This is a genomic window from Fulvivirga aurantia, from assembly GCF_009711475.1.
In the GTDB taxonomy this organism is placed as follows: domain Bacteria; phylum Bacteroidota; class Bacteroidia; order Cytophagales; family Cyclobacteriaceae; genus Fulvivirga; species Fulvivirga aurantia.
On record NZ_SMMD01000034.1, the window covers coordinates 1 to 268 of the forward strand.

1 protein-coding gene is annotated in these 268 nt (G+C 33.6%); it reads left to right on the forward strand.

All coding sequences use genetic code 11. The features are described from left to right. Positions 1-29: 29 nt before the first annotated feature. The coding region (locus E1176_RS20830; RefSeq protein ID WP_222933025.1) for a hypothetical protein at positions 30-268 on the forward strand (239 nt) is incomplete at its 3' end.

Genomic DNA, 268 nt, shown 5'->3' on the forward strand with positions numbered 1-268 from the left:
TTTTGATTATAAAATTCAGGGCCAAATTTATGATTTCAATGGTTTTGGCCATTTTCTTTTCTTTAGGTTCTTTAGTGATTGTAGGAACTTCAATTCATCTACTACACAACCATCAAGAATCAATTGATGGGCGACCATATGAACTAGGGTTTGCAACATTAGTAAAGGGTACTTTTGTGCAAAATCAGCAGAATGATCATGTTGCTAATGAATACATTTTACTGCTAACATTGCTACCCGATAACCTTGATGGAAACAATGTTATATC